The organism is Neobacillus drentensis (assembly GCF_036965645.1).
Taxonomy (GTDB): Bacteria; Bacillota; Bacilli; order Bacillales; family Cytobacillaceae; genus Neobacillus; species Neobacillus drentensis_D.
In genome coordinates this window covers 10,783-28,423 of sequence record NZ_JBALPZ010000063.1, presented here as the reverse complement: position 1 = coordinate 28,423, position 17,641 = coordinate 10,783, and the positions used below count along the sequence as shown (strand labels likewise).

The 17,641-nt window shown below is 38.0% G+C and carries 12 protein-coding genes and 1 pseudogene; 1 reads left to right on the top strand and 12 read right to left on the bottom strand.

The window, feature by feature from the left end; all coding sequences use genetic code 11:
* The 12 genes and pseudogenes from V7266_RS13395 to V7266_RS13340 form a co-directional block, all read right to left on the bottom strand.
* Positions 1-234 (bottom strand): annotated as a pseudogene (locus V7266_RS13395) (sensor histidine kinase); the annotation flags it as partial.
* A gap of 184 nt (positions 235-418) precedes the next feature.
* Positions 419-3,862, bottom strand: a complete 3,444-nt coding sequence (locus V7266_RS13390) for a glycoside hydrolase family 3 C-terminal domain-containing protein (protein ID WP_335468388.1) — start codon at positions 3,860-3,862, stop codon at positions 419-421.
* 199 nt (positions 3,863-4,061) lie between these two features.
* Positions 4,062-5,630, bottom strand: coding sequence for a sugar hydrolase (locus V7266_RS13385; RefSeq protein ID WP_335468387.1), 1,569 nt, complete (start codon positions 5,628-5,630; stop codon positions 4,062-4,064).
* The gene (locus tag V7266_RS13380) at positions 5,627-6,985 is read right to left on the bottom strand and encodes an MFS transporter (RefSeq protein WP_335468386.1); all 1,359 of its coding nucleotides are present in this window, start codon (positions 6,983-6,985) and stop codon (positions 5,627-5,629) included. Before V7266_RS13380 ends, V7266_RS13385 begins: the two co-directional genes overlap by 4 nt.
* Before the next feature lie 155 nt (positions 6,986-7,140).
* Positions 7,141-8,127 (bottom strand): AraC family transcriptional regulator, encoded by a 987-nt coding sequence (locus tag V7266_RS13375; protein ID WP_335468385.1) that lies wholly within the window; start codon positions 8,125-8,127, stop codon positions 7,141-7,143.
* A gap of 389 nt (positions 8,128-8,516) precedes the next feature.
* The gene (locus V7266_RS13370) at positions 8,517-9,989 is read right to left on the bottom strand and encodes an apiosidase-like domain-containing protein (RefSeq protein ID WP_335468384.1); all 1,473 of its coding nucleotides are present in this window, start codon (positions 9,987-9,989) and stop codon (positions 8,517-8,519) included.
* 32 nt (positions 9,990-10,021) lie between these two features.
* The gene (locus tag V7266_RS13365) at positions 10,022-10,780 is read right to left on the bottom strand and encodes a substrate-binding domain-containing protein (protein WP_335468383.1); all 759 of its coding nucleotides are present in this window, start codon (positions 10,778-10,780) and stop codon (positions 10,022-10,024) included.
* A gap of 9 nt (positions 10,781-10,789) precedes the next feature.
* On the bottom strand, positions 10,790-11,116 hold the full coding sequence (locus V7266_RS13360) for a GntR family transcriptional regulator (protein WP_335468382.1): 327 nt from the start codon (positions 11,114-11,116) through the stop codon (positions 10,790-10,792).
* A gap of 135 nt (positions 11,117-11,251) precedes the next feature.
* Positions 11,252-12,742, bottom strand: a complete 1,491-nt coding sequence (glpK, locus tag V7266_RS13355) for a glycerol kinase GlpK (RefSeq protein ID WP_335468381.1) — start codon at positions 12,740-12,742, stop codon at positions 11,252-11,254.
* A 10-nt stretch (positions 12,743-12,752) separates the two neighbouring features.
* A complete protein-coding gene (locus V7266_RS13350) occupies positions 12,753-13,721 on the bottom strand; it encodes a transketolase family protein (protein ID WP_335468380.1) in 969 nt (322 codons plus the stop codon).
* Positions 13,718-14,548 (bottom strand): transketolase, encoded by an 831-nt coding sequence (locus V7266_RS13345; protein ID WP_335468379.1) that lies wholly within the window; start codon positions 14,546-14,548, stop codon positions 13,718-13,720. The genes V7266_RS13350 and V7266_RS13345 overlap by 4 nt, the downstream gene beginning before the upstream one ends.
* 18 nt (positions 14,549-14,566) lie before the next feature.
* Entirely contained in the window at positions 14,567-16,003 is a 1,437-nt protein-coding gene (locus tag V7266_RS13340) for an L-fucose/L-arabinose isomerase family protein (RefSeq protein WP_335468378.1), read from the bottom strand.
* Positions 16,004-16,397: 394 nt separating this feature from the next.
* On the opposite strand from V7266_RS13340, the gene V7266_RS13335 reads away from it, so the two are divergent.
* Positions 16,398-17,456: a LacI family DNA-binding transcriptional regulator gene (locus V7266_RS13335; RefSeq protein WP_335468377.1), complete on the top strand. Its 1,059-nt coding sequence runs from the start codon at positions 16,398-16,400 to the stop codon at positions 17,454-17,456.
* Positions 17,457-17,641 lie beyond the last annotated feature (185 nt).

The following is a 17,641-nucleotide window of genomic DNA, read 5'->3' as shown; positions in this document are numbered from 1 at the left end:
TTCCATATTAATGATATTTCGGAACAAAAGATCCGTCACTTCACTAGAGGTTTGAAGATTATTTCCCGTTGTTTCTACTTGATTTTGAACTAATGTATTTTTAGCAATATTGAAAGAAATAAAACCCAATAATAAAAGGGGAATGATTGATAGGCAGAGCATAATAAAAAAGTATTTATATCTAATATTGTCACTATGAAAATAATTTCTAACTCTTCTGAATACTTCTTTCATATTGGTCCACCTTATGCCCTTTTAGGTTCGCTTATTATTGTCATCATAAACTCAAATCTGGAGTATTTCTATATGTAAAACTGCTTTTTTTTAAAAGTGAAAAATTATCACAGCCCATGCCTTTTGGCAAGGGCTGTGAATCTCTATTATTTTATAATACGTTGTTCATTTCCTTCAGCCAGTGTTACTTTACATCGAATGTTAAAGTATCAACACGAATATCAGGTGAATGGAATTTAACATAGATTGTATGTTGTCCTTTTGGCGCATTTTTGGCCAAATCAACAGTTATATCCTTATATCCCAGTTCGTTTACAGTTACACCTGCATTCTCAATGGTATATGTTTTCTTCCCTGTCTGTGGAACATTGATCACTGCAAAAGGTTCACTATTTACGGAATCTGCATGCAAAGTTATTTGTCCGCCAGCGGTATCAGAAGCAACGGATGCTGTCACTTTCTTAGATCCAGTTAAGACTACTTTAGGCATTGCAGCCCATGAACCATCTTGTTTAGAGTGGACTGCATAATAACCACCAACGACCTTCTTCTCTTTTAAACTCTCAGCTGTTCTGGCTTTGGATACTTCATTATAAACCACCTCGTTTGAGGCAAATGCGTGGTCGAACACATTAAATGGTTTATTTGTTGGAAGTGCAGCAAGTGAGTCACCTGAAATAGCAATCGCTTTCTGAGCACGAATATCTTGAGAAGAAGCTCCAACCATAAGGTCATAGGTTCCATTCTCAATCATGAATTTTTCTGCATTTACATCCCAAATAGCAAAGTCCTTTGGATTAACCGTAAGAGTTACCGTTTTTGTTTCTCCAGCAGCTAAGGAAACTTTATCAAATGCGGCTAATTGCTTTTGTGGTGCATGACTGCCATAAGCAGAATTGTTATTTTTGACATATAACTGAACGACTTCAGATGTATTTACCTTTCCATCATTTTTGACTTTTACTGTTACTTTGAAAGGAGAATTCCCATTTGCGCTTGTTGGTACATTGAAATCACGATACGAGAAGCTGCTATATGAAAGACCATATCCAAATGGATAGGTTACCTTTGCCTTTGTATACATGTATGTCAGCTTTGATTCCTCTGGATCAGCATTAGTCATATCTACCGAATATCGTGGATCAATACCATCTAACGTAATGGCCGTATTCCCTTCAGGAATGGAGTACTTATCGATTTTCGGAAATGCAGACATATCTGCATACCATGTGGAAGATAACCGGCCTGTCGGTGCATAGTCACCATAAAGAACCTGAGCCAATGCATATGAATCGTACTGTCCGCCATATGGCTGGTATACTATTGCAGATACGTTTGGATTGTTTTGAATCTTCCCCATACCAACAGGGAAGCTGGATTTAACGACAACAACCGTCTTTTTACCCTGTGCAGCAAAAGCGGATGACACTTTATCAACTAATTGGTAGTCAGCTTCTCCCATATTTAAATCGGAGCGATCGGTGCCTTCTCCTGCACTGTGACGCGGGATGGCCCCGACAAAAACGACAGCGTAATCATCAGTTTCTGCACGCTTAACGGCATCTGCTCCTACTTCTTTAACAACGGTTTGGTCAAATTTCACATCTACATTTCGGTTGGCTGCATTTGCTTTGTTACCAAGTGTAGCTGATGATGTCTTAAGTTTTCCATCCGAACCGGTTGTAATAAAGCGGCCACTAGCATAATACCAATTTGTAAAATCACCAGTAAAACCAGTCCTGTAACCATTCGCAATTAATGATATAGTATGATCTGAATTATCCTCCACTCGGATTGTTGGCGGAATTGTACTCGTATTTCCAAGCATTTGTCCAAGATCCCAGTCATTATTTGTTAGGTTCAATGCAGTATTATTTGTATTTTCAACAGTTGCATTCGCAGCTGCCGGAGAGGTAATCCAACGTCCATTTTTTAGGGAACGTAAGCTATATCCCTTTTGTCCCCAATCAAACACTTCAAATAATTGAGCAGGGTTATTCACATCCATTGGGTCAGCGGTTGTAATAAGCTGAGAACCCTTTGCAACATCTGCAGCATTTGGATCAGCTGTAACTGTTTGGTCGTTTAGTTTAGATTTCAACGCTACAACTTTTGCCCCAGATGTATATGATACGTTATTTGCCCCGTTAGCCTTTATAATTGCCAACAATGGAGAAATGCCAGAGTTATCTATATTTGGTGTTGTTCCAACCGAATAAGTTGTTTTGAACCTAGCATCTGCATATGCCCCGGAGACAGCAGCCTTCTTGGTCTTTGCAAGTGGCAGCGTGCCATCATTCTTAAGCAATACGATACTCTCCTCGGCTGCACGCAACGCTACTTGTTGATGTTCAGGCGTATTATATGTGGCAGGCTGAGACCTCACGTCCTTCGCCTCTTCTGCAAACGGGTAATTCTTAGGAATACCGTTTTCATCTACTTCGTTAAATATTCCCACACGAACCATTTGATTTACATGTGGTCGTGCCGCCTCGATTAAGTCCTCTTTTGTAAGACCGTATTTGCCTTGTTCAACGGCATCAACTATAGCAGCGACATCATCTTTTGCATTTTGCTCGTTTGGACTCGGACGGCCGGCGTTTGCCTTAGCTAATATCATCAAAATAGTGGCGGTAGTTCGGTCTGTTGCATACTGCGTATCATAACCATTTCCTTGCATACCGGCTTGGAAGACAAGCTGGTCAGCATTAAAATCAGGAGAACTGTAAACGCCGTATTTAGAGAAATTATTCGCATGACGTTGATATGGTGATAGAATGTTAGGAATTCCGTTGGTACGTCCAAATGAGGTCATTACTCCTCCGACGGATCCAGAGCTTAACGCTTTCAAAGGACTCCTTGTCTGATATTCGAAAATGGACCTCGCACTAGCACTGTTACTTGCTGTTTGACGGAACCACTGTGCGTTATAAACAGAAAAATGCTTTGTTCCAACTACCGCACGCATCCAGAAGCCATCATTGCTTTTTTCTTGGTCAGTACCGCTAAGACCGGCTGCCATGTTATCAATCATGGTACCAGTCATATAAGGATCTTCCGAGAAACCTTCGTCAAATCGCCCACTAAGCGGATTAATGCGCATATCGCTTACAACAGTAAACGCTACAGTGGCAGATGGATTTGTACCGCCATGTATGTTTGAATCCCCTTGTTTCACTTTTAAAGTACTGATTTTCTCGCTCCCCATGACTTTTCCAATATCAGCAAGAAGATCTTTGTTCCAGGTCTCTCCCATACCGACTAACGCTGGAAAATCAGTGGATACTCCTTGAACATTGTCAGCTGCAGAAAGTGCACCAGGTATGACTTTTCCGGCATTCGTTCCACGCTGCAAAGTGTAATGATTCCTTGAACCGGTAGCATAAACAGCTGGCCCTTCAAGACCCGTATAATCAAAATAAGCATCAACAAACTGATCTAGATGCTCTGGGACACCGTCAAACAAAGGCATCCCGTCAAAAACCCCGCCGACTTGCTTTTTAAAAACTGGAATTTCTTCGGCTTTTTTCTCTGGTGCATGGAAACCAACTAGACCTGCTGCAAGTGTAGTAGTAAGAATCATCGATAGAATTCTCTTTCCCATCTTAGTGAGCTGGGATTTTTTCATCTAATTCACACTTCCTCCCCCATTTTTTAAAACGCTTCCATTTTTAGAAAAATAAGGACCGGCTCCTATACATATATATTAGAACACAACTAAGTAGGCTAATAGTGTCAGATTTTTCTGATTAATGTACTGTTTTTTTAGGAGGAGGAATTCATTAGAAAAGGACAACCTTTAAACTGCAGATTGTCCCCTCCTTCTCTTACAAGTTATACTTTCGAATTAAATATGTTGGTGTGCAGCTCCAAGCATGGCAATAGCTGTTGATTAAATGGCTGCCATAAGGAGAAAAGTCTTTATTCTTAGGATCATATAATTCCCAGAACGTATCCGCGCCATCTTGGATCATGCCGCCCCAATAGTTCTTCATTTCTTCGATTGCCTGCTCTTTTTCTCCAGAAACCAGCAGGGCTTCAATCAAATGGTGATACATATATGGCGTTGCAATTCCGACAGCTGGATTTTCAGCTAAAAGATGCTTCATTAAATTATTATTTTCCTCCTTAGTCAAAACACCTGCAAGGACCATCCAAATTTGGCTTGCCCAAGAAACTTGACGGTCTGAACCACTGATAAAAAATTGCTGCTCCTCATCCCACAAATAGGTTTTTGTTGCTTCTTCAATTTCTGCTAAGCGGTCTTTCAAACTGTCTTTTTCTAATACGTTTAATTCTTCGGCAAGGCGAATAGCCTGTTTCATAGTATAGATTAACACAGCTTGAGATGGAGCTTGTTTGTTTAATCCTTCCTGCCAATCAATAAAAGACCACCAATCAGGAGTATCTTTTAAAATATGGTTTTCATCAAGTCTTTCAAGTGCAAGTTCAACCTGCCGATAGGCAGTCGGCCATAGTTCTTTTAAAGTCTCTAAGTCGCTTGTGGCAAAATAGTAATCATGTAAGGATGCAGCAAAGAACAAAGAATAGTCGAATAAATAGGTGTCATCGGCAATAAGCTTTGGCGCAACAAAAACATTTGCCGGAACTTTTCCTTTGTCATCTGGAACACCTGCAAAAAGATAAAGACAACGTTTAACAAGGTTATTGGTTCCGAATGTTTCATAGTTTGCTAGTGCTTGCAGTCGTAAGTCACCGAGCCAAAGTCTGCGATCTCGTTTTGGACCATCTTCAAAAACATCTTGCATACAATCTGCAAGTGTTTTAATACTAATTTCATCTATGTTTTGAAGTTCTTCATCCTGATGAGAAAGCTTTTGAACTGCACTTATATTTGCCGAAGTGACTGCTTTACATTCTACACTTTCAAAGACAACCCGATACTTTGGTGATGTATCAATTACATCAAACTTTACATATCTAAAGCTGTAACGACGGGGTAAGGAAATAACAGCAGGAAATACATCAACAAAGATAGTTTCTTCCTGCAGCCACGAACTGCTAAGCCATCCATTATAATTCTCAAACGGTTCTGCCATCTCAACTGGCATTTCTCCAATTGTGAGTTTTAGTTTAAGCGGCGCATCCGGGGGACTGCCAGCTGAACGAATTTTAAGGGTTAGATACCCCACCTGATGGTCACCAAAATCAAGAATGAAAGAATCATTTTTCCCATATTCAGAGTCTGCTAGAGAGGAGACATGAGCAACAGCTTCCGGCTTCCAGCCATGAATGACTTGTGAATCCGCCTTTATTTCTACAATTGATGAAGGCTTTACAATTGTTTCTTGAAGTTGTGGCCTCAATTGTTCTGCTGTTTCAATAAATTTCTCATTTCTAACAATCACTTGATTTTCTAGTTTTTGAATACTCATACCGCTATCCCCTGCTTCTCCCGCTCACTATTCCGCGCATCAATTTCAGCACGAATTTTCGGGTAAATTTTGTCAAGATTATAGAAACTCATTGTAATCATGGAGACAACAACTAGTACTGCCGGAATAATTAAGTACCCCAGCTTAATCGCCAGCAATGATTGCTCTGTTTGATGACCATTTGGCACATAATGTCCCCAGGTTAGCATAAGACCGAACAATGCACCCGCAACAGCCATCGTCACTTTTCCGATAAAACCGTTTAATGCGGATAATAAACCTGACGCATTAATTCCAGTTTTCCATTCACCAAAATCAACAGGGTCTGCCTGCATTGAAAAATAGATACTTTGACGAGTTCCATATCCAATGGCAGCAATTACTGCCCCAACAATGATAACGGGAATTAACGATCCTGCAAATAACATTATTAAAATACCAACAAGGTTGACCACGCTAGAAATCATAAATAAAGTGCGCTTATACATTTTTTTCGCAATAAATGGTGTTAAAAATGTACCTGCAATTGGAATGAAGGAACCAATTCCTGCAATTGTAGCAACAAGGTCTGCACGATCTAGATTGTATGTGAAGTAATAGATAAGTGCTCCCTGCTGAAAGAAATAAGAACCCCACATGAATAAGATATTCAAAGCAAAAATATAATACGGCTTGTTTCCTCTTAGAGTAGAAAATGCTTGTTTTACAGTTACTTTCTCAACTTGAACCTTTACCTTTTCTTCTACATTTTTAAAAGTATAGAAGAAGAATAAACAAGCAATGATACTGAAGATCACCATTGTCCAGAAGAAACCAGTCGCTTGTGAACCTCCTCCAAGTGTTTTTACCATTGGCATTGTGAGAACACTGACTGCCGTTGCTCCAATAAAGGAAAAAATAATCCGAACAGTTGATAGCATTGTTCGTTCCTGCGGCTCACTAGTTAAACTTGGTAAAATGGATGCTAGCGGTATGTTAACCATTGTATAAACCATTGAAAGTCCCATATACGTCATATAAGCATAAAGTAGTTTTCCTACCGGTCCTACATCCGGAACATAAAATGCAAGTATACCGAGAATAGCGAAAGGAATGGCCCCCCACAGAAAATATGGTCGTGATTTCCCCCATTTTGTGTTTGTTTTATCAATAATAATTCCCATCATTACATCGGCAACACCATCAACAATCCTTGTTAATAAGAATAACAAACTCACTTGAACCGCTTTCAAGCCAACAACATCTGTATAATAAAACATTAGATAAAGTCCTATCATTTGCCAAACCAAATTACATGAAAGATCTGCTGCGCCATATCCAATCCGTTGGCGCCACGTACCTGCTGTTGAGTTCATCTTACATCCTCCTGTATATCAAACGCTGTATCTTGAACTAGTTCATACATTAATTAAACCGTTTTCTGAATCCGTATACAATAAACAGATTACAGTTAAAACTGCTCTTTTTACAGGTTGGTTACATGAAGTTAACGGTCTTTAGCATATGACAGCTATTTGCCCTTTTTACGAAATTGAGTTGGGGTACAGCCAAAATGCTGTTTAAATTTCCGATGAAAGAAACTGCTGCTTTCATAACCAATTTCAAAAGATATATCATCCATACTTTTGGTTGTATTTTTTAACAGTATGGAAGCTCGAATCATCCTCTGCATTTGAACAAGTTCTAGGAATGTTTTACCCGTTCGTTCTTTGAGCATATTGCCAAGATAATTAGAATTGAAATTAAATTTTTCAGCAAGACTCGTTAGACTGCAGTGATTATAATTCTGTTCAATATAATGCAGAATTTCGATAATATTCGCTTTTCCGGAAACACGTGTAAGTTCGAAATTTTTGTCAAGCTGATAAACACGCATTAACTCGGTTAACACAACAGGTAAATAAGACTGAACCATTTCAACAGAGTAGTCCTGTTCATCGAAGAACTCACACATCATGTTTTTAATAATATACTGGAGATTTTCATTACCCTCTGAGTGAAACAAAATGTAATGGTCATGCCTTTGATTCTCCGAAACTGCATTCGCCAAAAAGTTAGACACAATCCCTGTATTTCCTAACCGGCCTAAGAATGACCCAGTAAAGGTCTCTTTTTTCATAATAATATTAATCAAAATATCATGTTCTCCGAGTGAGGGTATGCTGTGTGGCACGTCTACATCTAACATACATACCTGCCCCTGCTTCAATACTACTTGCTTACCATTAATATTTTGCTTGCAGACACCTGAGTAGACATAATTGATTTCAATAAAAGAGTGCATATGAAGGGGCATATCAGCAAATCTATGATGTTTGCTAATAAAAATTGGACCCTTATTGAAAAAGTACTCTTCCTGCATTCTTGGGATGCTGCTGCCACTTTCAACAAGCAACTCGTGTCCATCAAAGTCATTGATATTCTTACGAGTTTTTATTTGAATTTCTTCGATAGGATCATATTTACGTAAATATTGGTCTAATTGTTTATGATTCATTATAATGTCATCCCTATAGTTATTACTTAATTTGTGATAAAGTAGGTAATTTTTTATTTTAGTATGTTGGTTGGCAAATTGATGTTATGCAAGTACCAGCATATAAACATTTTTCCCTATTCTATAATGGGGAGGTATTAAAGACAATAGGAGACTTAGACAATGGTAGAGGTAAAATAAATCAGTTGTTATGCATAAAAAGCAAAAAGTAAACAGACCTACTAGGCCTGTTTACTTTTTGTACATTATATTTAAATCCAAGGATGAACATACCACCTTCTTCACCGTTACATTATCTAACATACTTTGTTTACTAAGGACAACATTTGTTTCTATTCTAGCAAGATTTGCAAAGTAATTAACCAAGTATCTGGGTATTATTCTTTTAATCACCACATAAAAGTTTTCTTGATTTCAGGAGGTACAGGCATTTCTCCATACATATTTGCTTTGCCAGGAATGGTTGAGTGATTACTTCTGTTTTCTATTACACATACCCAATCCTGCTCAGATCCACGAGTAGGTGTTATTATTTTTAAAACGTCACGCTTTTCAACTTCTAAACTAATTGCTTTATCTGTTATAACATTCTCTTGTGTATAGCATTGCCCATCTCTAGGATTAAACCACCAAATTTGTAACTGTTCTATTTTCAATCTACTTAAATCTACTGTTTCTTCTCCACCTGATGGGAAGTATAGACAAGCAAATTTCCCTTCCTTTTCTACACATGCCTGAATGTGTTCATCTATACTATCTTCCAACTTATCATTTTGTTCAATTAGTAATTCCTGACACGGAATACACTGACTTAAATCTCTAGATTCCAAAAAATCACGCAGGATTTTCATCTGCCATGCGCCAGGTTGGTCCAAAGCTTCAAACCAAGAATATTTTCTGAAACTATCTCTTTCCTTTTCAGAGATCATCCAACACACGGAAGGATGCCCATATGTATGGCCAAAGGATCCGGCAAACAAACTCCAATAAGCACGTTTCCTCACCATCCATCCCCCATGAAAATCTTCACCAACTGGCCAAGAGGTTGGCATTTGTTCATAGGCAGGTTCTCCATCAAAAACAGGCATAGGATTTTTTCTATTATAATCATTTTTCACTAATTCATAATTTTTCGGTGTTAGTCCATGTCCAGATTGAATCATAATAAATGAAATCCAAGCATCGTCGTCATTCCAATAGGACATTGTTGAACATTCACCGGTTTCGGCTTCATGGCATGCATGATAAGTTATTAAAAGCTTTTGCCAATCAGGATTTTTTACATTATATGAAAGTTCCTTATCTAGAACCCCTTTTGCAATCCCTTCCGCCATATTTCTCCAAACATCCTTGTAATCAACTCCTAGATGAATGGGCTGCCTGTCCCCGCCTAGACACCAAATGATATTTGTTCTATCTTTATAGCGATGACCAATCCATTTTCCGTATTGAAAAGCATTTTCTTTCGTAACAATTTCTTCTGAAAACTCACCCATCCAGTTATGACCTACTACAAGTTCTCCCCATACAGGCAGTAACAGCACATAAAATCCATATTCTTCCGCTTTATCGATTATCCAGTCTAAATACTGAAAATATTTTTCATTAGGAGTGTTCAGATTATCATTTAATAAAGCCTTATCACCCGCTGGATTTCTCATTTCCTTATCCTGTTCCGGGTCAAGTGCGACAATCTGTAATACAGTAAATCCTTGTGATTTACGTTTCTGCATCAAATATTCTACATCGTCCCATTTTAATCTATGTGCGATTGTCCAATCTGTATCTGCCAACCAGATAAATGGTTTCCCGTCCTGATGCGTAAAAATTCTTTTATTTTCTGAGATTTTTAATCTATCCATACTTTCCTCCTAAAATGGTTTGGGTGGAAACTTTAAACAAATAATGGTTCCTTATTTCTTTGAGTGGAATTTCTAACAATTAACTCAGGTTTAAAAAGGATTTCCTTATCCCATTGCATTTCTCTATTTTCAATCTTATTAATTAGCATTTCGGCTGCTGCTCTACCCATTTCAACTTTTGAGTACTTAAGGCTAGTTAATTTTACTTGAGTTACTCTAGCTAGATAGGAATCATCAAAACTTAAAAGCGATACTTCCTCCGGTACCTTCAATCCCGTTTGATTTATTACGTCTAATAGCTTAATGGCCAATTCATCGTTATAGCATACGATTGCTGAGGGTCTCTCTTCTTTTTTCTGGAATAAAGATCTGGCTGATTCTAGAACCTTAAAGTCTTTGTCGTACGAGATAATCAAATCAGGATTTAGTTGAATATTATACATACTATGTGCCCGAATAAATCCTTTTAATCTGTGAACACCTTGTAAATCATCCGTTTTAAATAAACCAGCAATTCTTCGATGGCCTAATTGAATGAGATGCTGAGCCGCAATAAATCCACCTTCATCCTCATCCTGTTTTAGGCAGGGGCAATTCAATTCTGTGTATCGATCATTAATCATCAGAAAAGGAATATTTTGATTCATTAGTGAAATAAACAAATCTAAATTTCGATTTTCTAAAGCACTTTTTGTTGGTTCGATAATTAGCCCTCCTAACGGATGGCTGATTAACTTTTTTAATTGTTCCTCTTCCTTTTTCTTGTCATGATCCGTACTTGATAATAACAAGTTATATCCTTAATTCCTGAGGGTCTCTTCTACACCCTTAATAATGCCGGGAAAGTTAACATTCATAATATTTGATGTTAAAAACCCGATTGTTTTTGTTTGGATTTCATTTCTACATGACAAATGTGAAACGAAAGTTCCTTTCCCTTTCACCTTATGGAGGAAACCTTCCTTATCCAAAATCCCTAAAGCATGCCTAACCGTCTTTCTGCTTGTATGGAAAATTTCAGCAATTTCCTTTTCAGAAGGTATTTTTCCCTCTTTTATAAATCGTCCAGAAACCAGCCAAGAATGAATTTCTTGCTTAAGTTGAATATATTTTGGTTCTCCCATCATTCACCTTGAAATCTGTTTGACATTTATTTATAACTCTTTAAAAAAACTTATCGCTAAAAAAAACAGCCTAAAAGATTTAGGCTTTTGGGTTTCAATTAGTCATTTAAATTTTAATTTATTTTTCAAGCAAGATAATTAGCTTATTAAGACACCATTTACCGAATGTTTCCACCCTTGATAAAATTTATTTCTTAACTCACTATTCATTAAAGATTGATATAATTCATGTTCCTGATTTAGTTTATTGATTTCGTCTGTCGATTTCCAAATTCCTACTCCTAAACCAGCTAAATAAACGGAGCCCATCGAAGATAATTCGGCTACTTCTGAAGCGATTACATTGATATCTAACATATCAGCTTGATATTGCATTAAGAACCGGTTACTTGTTGCTCCTCCATCCACTTTTACACTCTTTATTTGAATATTGGATTCGGATTGCATCAGTTCAATAACATCCTTAACCTGATAAGCGATACTTTCTAAGGCTGCACGTACAATGTGGGGTTTCCCCGTATTTCGGCTTATTCCCATGATTGCAGCACGAGTATACGGTTTCCAATAAGGAGCTCCCAATCCTACAAAAGCTGGAACAAGATAGACACCTTGATTATCTGAAATTGAACACGCCAACTGCTCTGCCTCGCCAATTTCATCAATTAATTCAAGCTGCTCCTTAAGCCATTTTATCGTATCACCGGTACTATTAATGATTCCTTCCAGTGCATAGCTCACTTTCCCATTCAATCCCCATGCAATCGAAGTAACTAAACCATTGGTACCATCTACCATTTCTCCAGTTTGCATGAGAACAGAAGTACCTGTTCCATATGTCGCTTTTGCCATTCCAGGCTCAAAGCATTTCTGTCCAAATAATGCACCTTGCGAATCGCCAATTACACCTGAGATAGGAAGTGCTTTGAACGGAAGTGATGGATCCTCCGTTACACCAAATAGTTCATTAGAATCTTTGACTTCAGGAAGCATTTCTCTTGGGATATCAAATAAGTTTAACAATTCCTCATCCCACTGAAGGGTATGGATATTAAAAAGAAGAGTCCTGCTTGCATTGGTATAATCTGTTGCATGAACCTTCCCGCCTGTTAATTTCCAGATAAGCCAGCTATCAATCGTACCTAATAAGAGCTTTCCTTCTCTTGCTCTATCTTTGACGCCATCCACATATTCCAAAATCCATTTCACCTTGGATGCAGAGAAATATGGATCTGCCTTTAACCCGGTTTTTGATTGGATAATCGTTTCGTAACCTTGTTCATTCATCTCTTCACACATGTCTGATGTTCTTCGGCATTGCCAAACGATGGCATTGTAAACTGGAATTCCTGTTTCTTTATCCCAAACCACTATCGTTTCTCTTTGGTTCGTTATGGCCAATACAGCCAACTCATCTTCTGGAACAGAGGTGGTTTGAACCACCTCTGTTAAAAGGGTTTTAACATTTTCATAGATTTCAACTGGGTCATGCTCTACCCAACCAGTTTGAGGATAGTGCTGCGTATGACTTGCAGAACATTTATGAGTGATTTGCCCTTTTGAATTAACAAGCAAAACCTTTGTTCCTGAAGTGCTTTGATCAATTGCAAGGATATATGGCTCGTGAGACATTAGGAACACCTCATCCTTTATTCACCATTTGTATGGCAACCTTCTTGACATTGTCAACACTTAATCCATAATATTCAAATACTTCAGCTGTTTTCCCTGCAATAGCAGGTTCGTCTGGAAGACCAAGAATTTTAACAGGAACCGGGTGACTTTGTGAAACTACTTCAGCTACTGCTGAACCTAAACCGCCATAAATACTATGCTCTTCTATGGTGATAATTCTTCCTGTTTCCTCAGCAGCTTTCAGAATAGCTTCCTTATCTAACGGTTTGATTGTATGCATATTAATCACTCTACAATCAATGCCTTCCATTTCAAGTGCTTCCGCGGAATCCAAAGCAATTCTGACTGTCTCCCCTGATGCTATAATCGTAATATCAGTACCTTCTTTCATCGTAAAAGCTTTACCGATTTGAAAATCATAGTCCCCAGAAATATATGAATCTTCTACAGGATTGCGGCCAATTCGAAGATAGACCGGTCGATCATACTCAACTAATGCTTCAATCATTTTTTTAGCCTCATGACGATCTGCGGGCATCATTACATCCAGACCAGGAATGGCACGGGTTACAGCTAGATCCTGCAAAGAATGATGAGACATTCCAAGCGCACCATAACTAACGCCGCCGCTTATGCCAATTAATTTAACATTTGTATTAGAGTACGCCACATCTACCTTAATTTGTTCTATACTTCTCATGCTTAAAAAACAAGCTGGTGAAGCAACAAATGGTTTTTTACCAGAAGCAGCCAAACCAGAAGCAATCCCAACAAGATTTTGTTCTGCTATCCCTACCTCTACGATCTGTTCTGGTAGTTCCTTTCCAAAATCCGCTAGGGATGCTGATCCTCTAGAATCACTAGTTAATACTAAAATATCTTTATTTTCTTTCGCTAAATCTAGTAAAACCTCACTGATGGCTTGACGATTGGCAATCTTATTTCCTTTTGCACTTTTTAGAGCAACCATACTCATTGTAACACCTCCAATTGCTTAATAAGGTCTTCCATTGCTAATGCATATTCTTCCTTGCTCGGTACATGATGATGCCATTTTCCTACATTTTCAGCAATTGAAATCCCCTTTCCCTTGACTGTATTGGCAACAATGAGAGTTGGTTTTCCAGTAACTTTCGGAGCTTCCTCCAACACATTCACCAATTGCTCAACGTCATTTCCATCAATCTCGACCACTTCCCAACCAAATGCTCTCCACTTATCTCCGAATGGTTCAAGGGACATAACATCTTCCGTACTTCCTGTGATTTGCAATCTATTGCGATCAATGATGGCTACTAAATTATCCAGCTTATAATGTGAAGCTGCCATAGCCCCTTCCCAAACTGATCCTTCTGCCTGTTCCCCGTCTCCCATTAAGGTATAGATGCGATAAGATTTTCCATCCATTTTGGCAGCCAGGGCCATGCCAACTGCAATTGGCAGCCCATGTCCTAAGGAACCTGTATTCATTTCCACACCAGGGACTTTATTATTCGGGTGACCAATTAATCTAGTATTAAATTGAGAGAATGTCTTTAATTCCTCTTTTGGAAAAAAGCCCTTGTCTGCTAAAATCGCCCAGTACGACTCAACCGCATGCCCTTTACTCTGGACATAACGATCACGATCTACCCATTTAGGATTTTTTGGATCAACATTCATAATATGATAGTAAAGAACCGTTAAGATATCCGTGTTGGATAGAGACCCGCCTGTATGCCCCGTACCTGCTTCATAAATCATTTTTAGCAGTTCCATTCGAATTTCTGTTGCTTTCCGTTTTAGAAACTCAATTTTGTTCATTCTATTTACCTCCTCGCTTTATTTATTTAGGTCACTGCCACGAAGCCATGCTCTGATTTCGTCTACAGTTGGATCTACTAGATCAGGATTCAACCCTGGGATATATTCGCATGCCTCAAACAGGACTGGGATTACATTGGCATGGATACCTACTGTATGGTGAATATACGGACCTTTTACCAGCTTTTCTTCCCATAATGGCCAGTCATTTACTTCCACCCAAACATATGAACCTCTGGTGAATGGCCCTTCAATTCCCTTTGCTTTTCCAAGGAATATTGAATATTCACCATGATCTCCGTCAAAACGGGCAAGTGTCATTTCTCCACCCTTAATTTCCCCTTCATGGGTACCTGGAGAATGATCATCAAATAAGAAGTGTTTGTTCAACTTTGGCTTTTCTTCCACACTTAACGAAACCGGAAAATTGCCACAGTGGAATAACAGCTCGCCATTTGGATTTTCAGGATGACGTACTGTAATATCTGCAAAGAAAGTTGGCTGAGTATTCATGGTAGCGGCTTGAACCATAATGGAGGTAATCGCTCCATGTATGTCTGTTTCACAAGTTACCGGGATCTGTTCGTCTGTCAGAATCGCATTGGCTAAACATGGCATGATGCCAATAATATCCTGCAAAGTTGACCAGCATTGAATGGCAATTGCTGTACTTCTTGTATCGGCAGCCAGTTGTTTCATTGCCACTTTTAATGAAGCAATCCGACGAACATCTTGTTCTGTAACTCCGCTCCAGTCAAGTTTTTCCTTGATATAGCCCATTGCCTTATCTAATTCTGGACTATCAGACTTTTCAATTTTCAACGTTACTTTTTTCAACTCTTCAAGTGTGATCGGGTGAACTTGGATTCCAAACGTCTCCAACAATTCACCTTCATTGCAGATTACTGACCAAAAATCTGATGGCCTTGTGGATATTTGCAAGATACGTAGATTATTAAACTGCTTCACAACATTCGCTGCACCAATGAAGTTCTTAAATCCGCGTTCAAAAACAGGGCTATCAACCGTGCAGTTAGTAATATATGTAAATTTAACATTAAATCTTCTTAGAACTTTACCAGTTGCAAACATTCCACATTGTGTATCACGAAGACGCATCCCATCTTCCAATGGAGCTTCGTCTCTTGGACCCCAAAGCAGAACCGGTTTGCCGATCGCTTTGGCAACACGGGCAACAATATCTTCAGTACCAAAGTTGCAGTGTGGGAAAAATAATGCATCCACTTCAGCATCCCTAAAGCGCTTTATTATCGCTGGTTCTTCTAAACGCTCATGCAGCAACCCTTCTTCATTGATCCCTTCCAAATCAACAATTTCCATGTCCAAACCAAAGCTCTCCATTTTTTCTCTAATTAAATGTTTATACTTTAATGCATCCTCTTTACTAAATACAAATCTTCTTGTTGGAGCAAATCCAAGCTTAAACTTTTCCATTTCTATCGCCTCCTAAATTTCACATAACTGAATCTCAAACTTTTTTCATATAAAGCGCATACAAGAAACACTTATTTTACAAACTAAACATATTTAGTCGATGTATAAACTTATTGAAATTATAATATCAAAATAGACAACTATCAGTCAATTATTTTTATAAATTTATTTAGTTATTTATTAGATTTAATATAAACTTTTTTATTTTAGTATTTTGAAGTTCCTTTTTTAAATCCCCATAAAACCTAGATTTAATAGTCAATTTTCGGGATATCACCCTATTTTATTCGAACTAAAAATTAACTAAACTCATTTTTTTGTGATATAATCGAGTAAAATATGTTTACATGAATATAAATAAATTCTTTTTATCTCACAGGTAGGTGTAATATGAATGAAAATAGATGATATCGCTAAATTAGCCAATGTTTCAAAATCAGCCGTTTCTCTAGCCTTGAATGGCAAAAATGGTGTCAGTCAAAAAACACGCGAGAAGGTCTTGCGAATCGCTCAAGAACACGGATATATTCCGCGTCCGATTATTAAAGCTGAACAATTTTTTCAGCCAAATACAAAACTGTTAAGATTCGTTGCAATTACAAATGCGGGCATTGTAACAGAACAATATGAATCGCTCCCTTTTTTCACGGATTTAATTCATAATCTTGACAAACAAATCGGAACTAGTGGTTATTCACTCATGGTTTCCTCAATCAGCATAGATAACCTCCAAGATGAAATAACTAGACTCGAACAAGAACAAAAGTCCGCTGGTATATTATTGTTAGGGACCAACTTAACACCGGAGCAAATTAATCTAGTTGCCAGTGTTCAGCCAAATATTGTTGTTTTGGATACTTGTTTTGAAACAATGGATGTAAGCTTTGTCGTCATGAACAACGTATATGGTGCATACCAGGCAGGACAATACTTAATGGAGTTAGGGCACCAGCAAATTGGTTATGTAGGGTCAAATACAAGAATGTATAATTTTGACATGAGAAAAAAAGGATTTTTACAGGCACTTAGTGAAAATGGTTTAAAAATTGCCGAAACCAATTTCTTTTCAGTATCCCCGACAGTCATCTCATCCCAGGATGCGTTTAAAGAGAAAATAAAAGAACGTCTAAATCAAATGCCTTCAGCCTTATTTTGTGAAGCGGATTATATGGCCATTAGCGTTATTAAATCGCTCACTGAATTAGGAGTTAGAGTCCCTGATGATGTTTCTGTAATCGGTTTTGATGACATCTTCGAATCACAAGTGATTACGCCAGAATTAACAACGATCCATGTAAAAAAGGATAGGATTGCTTTACAAGCTGTTGAAAAACTTATTAAACAGATTGAAAATAATGACTCTGATAAGATTAAATTGTTTGTAGATACAGAACTCATTGAAAGGAAATCATGTGTTGTTTTCGCACATACGGAAAGCGAAATAAGGGCCTGAAAAATAAAAAAACCTTAGTTAGGTAAACATACCAAACTAAGGTTTTTTGTGGTGAAAAGATAAAAAAGATAACCCCGGGTCATAACGATGATTTATTTATGTAATTAACTTTTTTTATAGCTTCCTTCCCTAGAGCAATAGGTTATTAGAGAAAAAAACACCTCTAAACTAAAAAATGTCAGTTT